Annotated in this window: 6 protein-coding genes and 4 pseudogenes; 8 read left to right on the top strand and 2 right to left on the bottom strand. The window is 33.2% G+C overall.

The features are described 5' to 3' along the window. Positions 1-7: 7 nt before the first annotated feature. Entirely contained in the window at positions 8-2,263 is a 2,256-nt protein-coding gene (locus AB1280_RS13545) for a YcaO-like family protein (protein ID WP_429754500.1), read from the bottom strand. Between the two features lie 1,490 nt (positions 2,264-3,753). Between AB1280_RS13545 and AB1280_RS13540 the strand changes: the two genes are divergently transcribed. Next, the gene (locus tag AB1280_RS13540) at positions 3,754-3,999 is read left to right on the top strand and encodes a hypothetical protein (protein WP_429754499.1); all 246 of its coding nucleotides are present in this window, start codon (positions 3,754-3,756) and stop codon (positions 3,997-3,999) included. On the opposite strand, the pseudogene AB1280_RS13535 reads toward AB1280_RS13540, so the two are convergent. After that, a pseudogene (locus AB1280_RS13535) lies at positions 3,912-4,646 on the bottom strand (IS4 family transposase); the annotation flags it as partial. The gene AB1280_RS13540 and the pseudogene AB1280_RS13535 overlap by 88 nt on opposite strands. Positions 4,647-4,842: 196 nt before the next feature. Between AB1280_RS13535 and AB1280_RS13530 the strand changes: the two are divergent. From AB1280_RS13530 to AB1280_RS13500, 7 genes and pseudogenes are all read left to right on the top strand, one after another. Next, positions 4,843-6,278, top strand: a pseudogene (locus tag AB1280_RS13530) (IS4 family transposase). Between the two features lie 511 nt (positions 6,279-6,789). Beyond that, entirely contained in the window at positions 6,790-7,104 is a 315-nt protein-coding gene (locus AB1280_RS13525; protein WP_429754498.1) for a hypothetical protein, read from the top strand. Between the two features lie 539 nt (positions 7,105-7,643). Further along, positions 7,644-8,471 (top strand): MerR family transcriptional regulator, encoded by an 828-nt coding sequence (locus tag AB1280_RS13520; RefSeq protein ID WP_429754497.1) that lies wholly within the window; start codon positions 7,644-7,646, stop codon positions 8,469-8,471. A gap of 202 nt (positions 8,472-8,673) precedes the next feature. Continuing rightward, on the top strand, positions 8,674-9,690 hold the full coding sequence (locus tag AB1280_RS13515) for an agmatine deiminase family protein (protein ID WP_429754504.1): 1,017 nt from the start codon (positions 8,674-8,676) through the stop codon (positions 9,688-9,690). A gap of 545 nt (positions 9,691-10,235) precedes the next feature. After that, positions 10,236-10,412: pseudogene (locus AB1280_RS13510) on the top strand (helix-turn-helix domain-containing protein); the annotation flags it as partial. A gap of 426 nt (positions 10,413-10,838) precedes the next feature. Next, positions 10,839-11,045: pseudogene (locus AB1280_RS13505) on the top strand (Imm3 family immunity protein); the annotation flags it as partial. A gap of 126 nt (positions 11,046-11,171) precedes the next feature. Further along, positions 11,172-11,867, top strand: coding sequence for an endonuclease V (locus tag AB1280_RS13500; protein ID WP_429756146.1), 696 nt, complete (start codon positions 11,172-11,174; stop codon positions 11,865-11,867). Positions 11,868-11,889: the final 22 nt, after the last annotated feature.

Genomic DNA, 11,889 nt, shown 5'->3' with positions numbered 1-11,889 from the left:
TACCTCTTTAATGCGGATAGTCTCCAAGATATAATTCTCTATATGTTGCTGGTGTATTAGAATACCCCATATTGATACCAAAGTTAAGTGTTCTTGGGCTTACTGAAATAAGAGGATGGTTAAGCCTTTGTATATCACCAGTGACAATAACTCTAACAGTAGGTATATTAATAAAATCCTTTGTCAAATCGACATATAAAACATCACAACCAGGTATTTTTTTCTTCAATTGTTTAATGATATGTTGAATCGCTTGGTTAACACTTTTTATTTTTAGGCTAGGTTTATCTAGCATTGAAATACTTGGTGCTTTTCCCGCAATGTCTTTTTTATATAAATATGGGAGAGAATATATAGAATTGACTCTTGATAACAACTTAGCTCCAGAAATGCTATTATTCAATGGGTTATTGGGATCAACCAGTGCATCGCTTTGCATGGCTTCAGTAACGGAACGTTCCAATGCGATTTCAGGTGAAATTGAAGCACCAAAACCACTGAAAGCAAAATGCGTATCATTGTTTGGATTAACAATCCAAGTTCTGAATACAGGAATTTCTAAATCGTTTGTGTAATCTCTAGTTATTACTTCATACCCCATATCCTTCACCATGTCTATACGCTCTTTCAATACTTTGTTTGTTGAAGTCATATAGTCTAAACGAGGCAGAACATGTTGATTGGCTTGTCCAACCATCCAAGCATCATGCTCAATAATTTCAAGCAGTGCATGAAGAATGGCATCCTCAATAGTAGTTGCAGAAGCGAGTCCAGTAGAGGATCCTCCATAGAAACGACCTTTTGTATTTACATCATCCATAAACACCATTAAAGCTGGTACAAGTTTGTAATCATCCTTCACTAATGATTTCGCCCAAACCCAGTCAATTGCTGTATCAGGATTAAATTTATCATAACTTGTATTTTTATTTTGTATTGATTCGGCAATTGTATTCATTTCTATTGCGTTTTGCGCGACATCTTTATAAGATGCTTCTACAATGGGTACATCACCAACATATTGACGTCCAATATGCTCAAACATCTCAAAAGATGCAGAGAAGTATGACTGCATTTCAGTTAGACCTTTACCCCACGCTTTAGTTTTTCGGAAGAAATAAGGTGTTTTATTACTATGGGAAGTATCTAATATAGCATTATAGCAAGGTACTACACGATTAAAAGGATTGTTTACAGCACGCTTTACATCAATTTTTAATCCGATTCGTTCAAGCGTCTCATCAATCAACTGCTTTGTTTCTTCTTCAGTTTTAGAACGCAATCCACCAGTAGTATAACAAATTTCTCTTTCTAAAGAAGCTTTTGTATCTTTGAAAATAGGGAGAAGACCCTCTCTCCACTTCGTATAAGAATTATTCATAGCACGACAGCACTTACATTCTGTTGTCGGATAATAGGTATAGCTATTATCAAATGTAAGCGAATTTGCTTTGTAACACTTTCTAACATCTGCAAATTCCATATTCCCTTTTTGTAAATAACTAATTATGTCCTGACATATTAAATCAGCGACATATAATAATTGTGAATCTTTATAGGCATAAGGGAATTCATGTGAAAAATATAGCGATTTGATATCTTCTGTATCTATCAATTGTCCATTAAAAATTTTATTGTTAATATTTTTAATATGATACATGGTTTGGCATTCTAAGCATGCGGTTTTACCTGGAATAAAAAATGGACCGAGTCCTAGTTCACGACCATCAAAGTAACACTGTATAAATGGTTTGTTTTTAGAAAGCATTTTTTTATTCAAACACAGTATATCTTCATAAGTACATTGATCTGGTGCAAACACGGCAACATCAAAATCAATCATAGACTGCTCTAACAAAAACTCATCTATAGTGAACGCTATCGTTTTAAACTCTTTATGATAACTTGACTCTATTGCTTTATTCATCGCAGATGCTAGTCGCCCTTTTCCGATAATACAAACAGTGGCACCCTCTAAAGTCTCATTACTTTCCGGAGTTGGATAAATAATTCTCTCATTTACCAAAGCGGATAAAAAATTTCTTATCTCATCTAAAGGATATAATTCTTCTAATTCATTCTCTATTTTTTCAAATGTTCGAGTCCCATTTACTAAAGATAGAACTTTTTCTAAAACTTCGTGTGAACATTGCAAAATCTTTATTTCTCCATCAACAGTAGAAATAACTTGCCCATTTCCTTTTGGCGTTTCATTGTATGTTTTGTTAATTACCGGTATGTCATTTAAATTATAATTCATCATTATACATAGCCAATTTAAAGTAAATTAGCCTCCTCCTTCTTAAAAATTAATTTTTAAACAGAAAAATAGAAAATACAGTATACAGAGAACTATCTGATAAATACCTTTACTTTATGGTTTATCTTTATCGATTTATAAGTCACTCACATGGAAAAGACGGAATATTGGATAAACTCTTAAATATGTAACACATGAATCTTGCAATATGTAACTTCTTTCTCGAATTATTTATTGTTAATTAAGGTACATTTAAAACTCCTGCAAAGAAGGATACATAAGCACAGAAGTCCTTCCTTAAATAAATCTTCAGAAAATATACATCTTGTGCTTATGCAATCAATATAGAAACAGCTTAATATTCAATTCCTATGGAGTAACCTCTTTACTTTTACCTAGATTATGTAGCTTTGCACAATACTAAACTTCAAATGGGTACTGTTGCATGTTATTTTCAACTTCAACAACTGTGTTTGCTTCATTAATGATTTCCATTTTCATCCTTTGTCACCTCCTCTCATATGATCATCCTTTGTGCAATATTAAACTTCAAATGGGTACTGTTGCATGTTATTTTCAACTTCAACAACTGTGTTTGCTTCATTAATGATTTCCATTTTCATCCTTTGTCACCTCCTCTCATATGATCATCCTTTGTGCAATATTAAACTTCAAATGGGTACTGTTGCATGTTATTTTCAACTTCAACAACTGTGTTTGCTTCATTAATGATTTCCATTTTCATCCTTTGTCACCTCCTCTCATATGATCATCCTTTGTGCAATATTAAACTTCAAATGGGTACTGTTGCATGTTATTTTCAACTTCAACAACTGTGTTTGCTTCATTAATGATTTCCATTTTCATCTTTTGTCACCTCCTCTCATATGATCATCCTTTGTGGAATACTAAACTTCAAATGGGTACTGTTGCATGTTATTTTCAACTTCAACAACTGTGTTTGCTTCATTAATGATTTCCATTTTCATCTTTTGTCACCTCCTCTCATATAATCTTAAATACCATTTATAGAAAGGTTACTATTCTCTCAGTAATATTTCTTTTCCTCGCCATTGAAGATATATGAAACTTATTGGCCATCTCATATGTAATTTTAGGAGAATAAGAACCTTCTTCAATTAGACTTTGATATAGTTTCTCATCTAATAGATTCTCTCATCTAATAGATTCTCTTGTGCTTTTGTTGGCATTGCTAAAGAAAATGCCACAATAAATAAAGCAAGAATAGATGAATTTTACAATGATTTCTTTGTTTGTAATTTATTACCTTTTATTTTCTATTTCATAATACTATGATGATATAAAAAATTCAAATATTTTAAAAAAGTTGGATTTATTAGTGAATCGAAAAAGGCTTATTATCATGCGTGTTGATTATCTAATTTATTCCAATAAAATTATAGACAAAAAGAGAGATGCTTCTTGTAAAATGTGAGTTACGACACAAACATTTACGAAAAGAGGCATCTCTCATGAACAATGAATATCACATTCCAAACATTGATTCAACAACGATCACAGTTGGAAAAAATCGTTTATCATGGGCAGTTTACTACGGTGAACATTCTGGTATTAACTTGCATGTTAGCTTCACAAATGAAACTGGTATGCCACTTCAAGTCATTGAAACAATGGGCCTAAACCATGACGGACCGATTGGGAAACAATTAGAAGACAAACGATTTATACTAGTTGGTAATTTAAATCGTGATAAATAATATCCTTGCTTATCTTGGATAGACTTAAAGTCTTGTAAACGAAAATATCCTAGGTCACGAATATATAGTTCATTCTTTTGTATCATGCCTGTGCGAGTCGCACCATACGACTGATCACTCCGTTTTCCAGGTTCAATTTTCACATCAGAAAATTCTCCACTCAACAAGTCATACTCTAGTTGAATTTTCACACCAGCTTTATGGCTACATCCTCCGGCACCAGGATAAGTAGATGCGAATCGATCTGGAACTTGAAAAGTTGTAGAATCAAGGATACGAATGCGCTCAAAGTAAGCAGAAAGAGAATGAGAAATCTTAGATAACCCTCCAATTTTAGCTTGTAGAAGTGTAGTAAATACAGTTCGAAAGAAGGCTACAGAAGCCGAATTAAATCGCCGATTAAGTCCCTCCGGACTTAATAAAACTCCTGTTGAAGTTTCTAATTGACTACAAAGTTGAGTAAGAGAGGTAGTAGCGACCTGTTGATTTAACCATACACACAAAGATAAAAAATGATGCCCGTGGCATTTACGTTTTCGTTTCATGCCGCCTGCTTCTATAGCTAATTGATTAAGTGTAGCGGGAGACATATATCGATATAACTCTTCGGCAAATAAAGACAACTCTTGTTTTTGATGCATATTCATAAAAAGCACGTCACCCTTTCTCATTAATATAAGAGAATGGTAACGTGCTTTTAACTTCAAGAATAGTCCAAATCCTTAAGTTGATGGATGTGGGGCGGGACCCCATTGCTATCAAGCTAACAAAACAAAATACCCCCTAAAATGAAAAAATACGCTATTCTTTCTGTAGAATCATAGGAAAGGATGGCGTTTTTGTATGTCTATTTCTGTATCTGATGAATTACAACTATTTGCTGAAGAATTACATGAATATCTTACTCCTTCATTTTTAGAAAATCTTGCTAGAGAACTAGGTTTTGTACAACGAAAACGTAAGTTTTCAGGGCATGATTTAGCTACTATCTGTGTTTGGATTAGTCAACGAGTAGCGAGTGATTCTTTAGTGCGCCTATGTAGTCAACTTCATGCTGTTACAGGAACACTTATGAGTCCAGAAGGACTCAATAAGCGTTTCAATAAAAAAGCTGTTTGCTTTTTAAAACATATTTTCTCTTCGTTATTAAAAAGTAAAATTTGTGAAACATCAGTGATTCCTAGTTCTTCAATCGCCTATTTTCAACGAATTCGTATTTTAGATGCAACAATTTTTCAGGTACCAAAGCATTTAGCTAGTGTGTATCCTGGATCAGGTGGTTGTGCTCAAACAGCGGGTATAAAAATTCAGTTAGAATATGATTTACATAGTGGTCAGTTTTTAAATTTCCAAGTGGAACCAGGAAAAAATAATGATAAAACCTTTGGAACACAGTGTTTATCAACATTACGCCCTGGTGACCTATGTATTCGGGATTTAGGCTATTATTCACTGGATGATTTAGATCAAATGGATCAACGTGGCGTGTATTATATATCGCGGCTCAAATTAAACAATAGGGTATATGTCAAAAATGAATTTCCTGAATACTTTCGAAATGGGACAATAAAAAACAATCTCAGTACATCAAAGCTGATTTAGAGCACATTATGGATACTTTAAAACCAGGACAGTCCTATGAAATAAAAGAAGCTTATATCGGAAAGGGTAAAAAACTATTCACGCGGGTGATTATGTATCGATTAACAGAAAAACAACTTCGCGAGCGTATGAAAAAACAGATGTATACGGAAAGTAAAAAGGGTATTACGTATTCGAAAAAAAGCAAACGATTATCTGGCATGAACCTATATGTTACCAATACACCTTGGGAGATTATTCCGATGAAACAAATCCATGATTTTTACTCTCTCCGTTGGCAAATAGAGATTGTATTTAAAACATGAAAATCCCTATTTCAAATTCATCATTGGCAAAATATTAAACAAGAGCGATTAGAATGCCATGTTTATGGAAAACTCATTGCCATTTTTTTATGTTCTTCTACTATGTTTAAGATGCGCCAATTAATTTTACAAAAGAATAAACAAGAATTAAGTGAATATAAAGCAATTGGAATGATTCAAGATCATTTATCGATTTTGTATCAAGCCATACAACAAAACACCCAAGAGATAACAAAGATTTTAATCCGTCTGTTCCACTTGCTCCAGAAGAATGGGCGGAAACCTCATCGATATGAGAAGAAAACAGTCTTTGATATTTTGGGTGTTGTCTATGAATATAATGGATTGAGAAAACAAAAGAAAGCTTCATAATTTAAAAAATGAAACCCGTTAGGGTTTATTTGGTATGCGTATGATTAAAAGTATGCTTATATTTTAGGAATGCTTTACCCCCACAAAATGAAAGTACATTTTGTTTCCATTCTTAAGTTGATGGGCATGCGGCTGTACCTCTATATAGTGCTAAAAGCAAAACAATGGTTCTTGACTTGGACAAGCAAGTATACGAGCCGAACCGCCTAGATCATTCGTCTCAACATAGTTCTTACTCAAAAATTGATACGTAATACGTGGGGTTTCGCCCCCACACGACGAGCCAGCACTCTAGCCAAAAAGCAAAGGAAAACCTTACACTGACAACTATCTTTGGTGAATGATATAATTGGAAATATAAAGAAATGTTTTCAGTTATGTTTTGCGATTAAAGAAACGGTATAAGTACCTAACGTGCTGTACAGTATATAGAAATCACTCTGACTATAAGTTTTAAACGATAAATATAGTATGAATGTATACAATAAACATAATTAAAGGAGAATAGAACTTGATAAAACATATACTCAGTTTCATTTTTGGAACAATTGTTATGTTAATTGGTTCCTTTTGGGTTATTCCTTGCACTCTCGAAGCAATTGACAGTAATGTAAGCCATATTCCTCGTAACAAAAAGTATTTTAGTAAGCTATATGACTATGATATTAATCTTTGGATGATTGCAACCCTTATATCTTTCATTTTTTGTGCAATTACTATTTTTATATTTAAGTTACCTAATTATAAAAAGAACCGAAGTACTCATATAAAAAAATATAGTCATACAAATCAGCGTAAAAAAGCAAAGAAAAGGCGTCGTAAATAATTATTTTTTATAAAACAATATACATATTTTATTTTGGATAATATAAGTAGAAAAACGAAAAAAATTGACATCTCCAGGAGAAAATGTACATTTTTTGTTTGGAGTGTTATAAAATTCTTAAGTTGATGGGTATGGGGTCACGTCACCAAAAGTAAAAAATTGTACGCTTAGATACAATTTAGGCACATTTCAGCCGATTACCTGTACGTTAAGGAAAAAGAAAGCTATATTGATTCTACTAGCTTTCTTTTTTTGAAAGAAGATTGATCGAAACGAATTCTTCTTTCAAAAAACCTCCGTTCAATTTTTATAATAAAGTGTGATTAAAAGATTGGTTGAGTGACAAAGAAAGGTACCTTTGTATAAAGCAATGCGGACCAGGGGAATCATAATGTGATGGATATGTGGGAAAAAGAAGATATTTTAATGGCTTTGAAGAAGCGGTATGTCTCTAAAGGTAAAATTGCGAAGATGTAGGGGACCCCTACTACCTGGTCATTTGCTTGGAAAATTTTATCATTCTAAGTAAGGAGAGAAATATGTACACGATTAGCAGATTTTCTCAGCTATGCAAAATGAGTGCTCGTATGTTACGACACTATGACAAAGAAGGACTCTTGAAGCCAGTATATATAGATGCAACGAACGGATACAGATATTATGAGAATAGTCAATTAGAAATGGCATTACTAATCAAAAAGCTGAGAGAATACAACTTTTCTTTGCCGGAGATTAAAACCATCCTTCAGACATCAGATAGAAAATTGTTTATCAGATTCATACATTTGAAAATAAATGAATTATCAAAGGAAATCAATCGATATAGACGGATCATTACAGAAATGCAAGAGATGATTGAAAAAAAGGTGGATTTGATTCAAGGAGAAAGAAGAGCATATGATATATTGCTCGGAATGAGAAAAGAGGTAAGTGTCGTAAGTCAAAGATTGCAGATTAATATTGCTGATGTAGACAAGTGCATTGATTCCTTATACGATAAGGCGGAAAAAAGTAACATTCAGTTACGTGGTGTACCCTCTGTCATTTTTTTTGATGAAGAGTTTAGCCCTGACCATAGCGATATTGAATTAATGATTCCGATTATTCCTGGGAATGAAAGAGATATATCAAGAGAATGGCAAATAAAAAAGCTCTCTCAAAAGTTTATTGCCACTACATTGCATATCGGAAGTTATGATTATATTGGATATGCACATATGGCGCTTGAAGAATGGGCAGAATGCAACGGTTATTGCTTAGATGGTCCGTCTTATGAAACTTATTTGAAAGGTCCAGAATGTGACTGCTCTGTGGAGGAGTATGTGACACAAATCTGTTTTCCTGTCATCAAAAAAGAAAAACAATAATTGCTTGACCTTGACACTATGTCAAAGCTTATTCTACTTCCAAGAGAAAGTAATCAAAACATAATAAGGAGATTATGAAATGAATAAGATGATTATACTGTGCTCAGGGGCTGTATTAGTAGCTGGAATCTTAACAGGATGTATTCAAAGTAAAGCTGATGAAAGCCAAAGTATAAAAGAACAAAGTGTAGGCAAATACTCAATGCCTGACGAAAGAGGCAAACATGAAGGTACATGGTTGCAATGGCCTCATAACTTGACATATGGTAAAGGTTATAAAGAAGAGGTTGAATCAATTTGGATAGAGATGACAAGTGCTTTAAGCGAAGGAGAAAATGTTCATATTATCGCATATAATGAATACGAAAAGAATTATATTTCTAATCTTCTGTATGAGAAGGGTATAAATATGGAGAAAATTTACTTTTATATCATTCCTACTAATGATGTATGGGCAAGAGATTCTGCACCGATTTTTGTATATGACAAGGATAAGAATATTAAAATCATGAACTGGGGATTTAATGGATGGGGCAAGAAAACCCCGTATAAAAAGGATGCATTAATTCCAAGCAGTCTTAGTAAGCAATTAGGTATGGAAAGAATTAATCTAACTAATGTAGTACTTGAAGGTGGAGCCTTTGAACTAGATGGTAATGGTACATTTTTATCCACACGTAGTGCTGTCGTTAACAAAAACAGGAATCCTAAGTTATCAGAAGCAGAAATAGAGGAGTATATAGAAGAATATCTTGGTGCTACTAATTTTATTTGGCTAGATGGTGTCTCAGGTTTGGATATTACGGATTTCCATATTGATGGTTTTGCTAAATTTTATGATCAGTCTACAATTATTACAATGAAAGAAGATGATTTAGAGGAATGGGGTGTTTCAAATAAAGATATTAAAACATTAATGAATGCTAAAAATGCCTTTGGCAAGCCTTATCAGTATGTGTATTTACCAATTAGTAAAAACAATGTAATTTTAGATAATGGAAAAGATTTGGGATACAAAGGTTCATATATAAATTTTTACATTGGGAATACAGTTGTATTAGTTCCGAATTATAATGATCCTAATGATAAAATAGCAAACGATAGAATCCAAAAACTATATCCTGACCGTAAGGTGATTGGAATTGATGTAAGGGAGCTGTATAAAAATGGTGGTATGATTCATTGTGTTACACAGCAACAACCGGTCAGTTTAAAGTGATAGAGTTTGTTGCTGTGAATTCCAATATATTCAAAAGTTAAGTATGAAGGACTACATGAATCTATATCAATTAAGGCTTGGAACCTTTTGGATTTTATTTAAAATAAACTACGCGGTGACATCTATAAATAATCTCAACGTACATAAAAAAGGAAGACTTTCCAAATTCGAAAGGTCTTCCTTTTTTATGTACGTGAATAATGTCCGCTAATGCTTATTGCATGATTTGGTTCCATTGCTACACAGAACCCGTTATAAAAGAAATACAGAAAACTACCAAATTTCAATCGAGATAACTAGTAATAACATTCATATAGTAACCCTTATTGATACAAGGATTTCTACTTTAACATATTTCCAAAAGAATTCCCCTTCCTCAAGGAATGAGAAGGGTGAAGCCCAATGAGTAGGGAGGGGCTGAATTTTGGTTGGCGTAAGCCAAAGGATTGAAAAAGGAATTTCCTCGAATCAGATAGAATGTATGTAAAGAATGATTTGGATCTTAAAGTTATCGTTTGCTGGCTGTGGGCGGTGCACCATTAGAAATGCTAAAACAATACATCGAAACACAAGGGCAAAACGAATGGGAGGGGATGACAATGTTGTTGAATCAAAAATATGAAATCTTTCCAACAGAAACACAAAAAGAAGTGTTAGGCCGTTGGTTACAATATTGTCGTCAAACCTATAATTCTGCCTTGCTAGACAAAGAACGGAAATATAAGCAAAACAAAGAAAATTACAATCGTTATGATATGCAAAGACAACTTACATTAGACAAGAAGACGTATCCTTTTCTAAAAGAAATGCCTTCTCAGCCTTTGCAAGAAGTGTTTGTACGTCTAAAAAAAGCGTTTGATCATTTCTTTCGGAAAGATGCAAAGTATCCAAAACAGAAAAAGTATAAAGACTACAATAGTATGACGTTTCCACAATTTGGATTCAAACCAAACGGAAAGCATCGTTATGCGATGTCTTTTTCTGATAACTATAAGTTATACAATAAAAAATTGGGAGAAATAGAGATCCTACTTCATAGACCACTCGAAGGAATAGTCAAGCAACTGATTCTCAAACGTCAAGGGAAGAGATGGTACGCTATTTTCAGTGTCGAAAGACAAGTGGCACCATCTGATATCGATACCAATCGTGCGATAGGAGAGATTTTAATTACTCATGAAAAAGTTTTCGTTGGTACTGTTGAAAGGATAACAAGGTGTTTAAGTATGTTTAACCCGTTAGATGCGGAAGAGGAGTTAACTAAAGAGGAAATCGCGGATTTATCTAATAGAATAAAAAAAGTATTGGAAGGTCTAAGAAAAGTAGAAATTGATTATAATCCATATGCTGGATAGTTTGGAGAAGCGGCTTTTCAAAAATAGAAATACAGTATAGGATTTGAGATGAAAAAGGCTAAATTGTTGAAGAAAAAAAGCTAACTAAATGAGATTTGGACTATGTGAAAATTCGGGTGAAAAATTATGGACAAACACGATATCAATGAGTTAGAGAAGCTGCAAAAACAATTATCAAATAACATTTCTTTAAAAAATACATTTAAAATAGAAGAGATAAAATTAGTAGCAGGAATAGATATTGCTTATTGGTCTAATGAGGGAATTGACTATGGAGTATGCTGCATTGTTGTGTTCGATTATCTTACAAAGGAAATTATAGAAGAAATTCATCATATAGATAAAATCGAGTTTCCTTATATTTCTGGTTATCTAGCATTTAGGGAATTACCATTAGTGCTTGATACAGTTAAAAAATTAAAAAGTTTTCCAGACTTATATATGTTTGATGGAAATGGTTATTTACATAATCGTCATATGGGGATCGCAACGCATGCGTCTTTCTATTTAAACAAGCCAACGATTGGAGTAGCCAAAACGTATTTAAAAATAAATAATGTTGATTTTATCGAGCCTGAAAACGAAGTAGGCTCGTATACTGAGATCGTTGTAAATGAAGAAGTTTATGGAAGAACACTAAGAACTAGAGAAAATGTAAAACCAATTTTTGTTTCTTGTGGGAATTGGATTGATTTAGATACTGCTACCCATGTTGTTTTGTATTTTGTAGAAAAAAATAGTCGGTTACCTATTACAACAAGATACGCAGATTTAGCTACTCATGAAGCAAGAAGAGGGGAACTTTCAAAGATAGAAAAGTAAATATGGTTTTAAAATCTAATAA

The sequence above is a fragment of the Bacillus sp. S10(2024) genome, assembly GCF_050473865.1.
Classification (GTDB): Bacteria; Bacillota; Bacilli; order Bacillales; family Bacillaceae_G; genus Bacillus_A.
Note: the sequence above shows the minus strand (reverse complement) of the source record. Positions and strands in the feature narration are given on the sequence as shown.

What these genes read in the sequence shown, in the direction of transcription:
- AB1280_RS13520 (WP_429754497.1), top strand. Translation starts at nt 7,644, where the DNA reads ATGTACACGATTAGCAGATTTTCTCAGCTATGCAAAATGAGTGCTCGT.
- AB1280_RS13540 (WP_429754499.1), top strand. Translation starts at nt 3,754, where the DNA reads ATGAACAATGAATATCACATTCCAAACATTGATTCAACAACGATCACA.
- AB1280_RS13515 (WP_429754504.1), top strand. Translation starts at nt 8,674, where the DNA reads ATGCCTGACGAAAGAGGCAAACATGAAGGTACATGGTTGCAATGGCCT.
- AB1280_RS13500 (WP_429756146.1), top strand. Translation starts at nt 11,172, where the DNA reads ATGGACAAACACGATATCAATGAGTTAGAGAAGCTGCAAAAACAATTA.
- AB1280_RS13545 (WP_429754500.1), bottom strand. Translation starts at nt 2,263, where the DNA reads ATGATGAATTATAATTTAAATGACATACCGGTAATTAACAAAACATAC.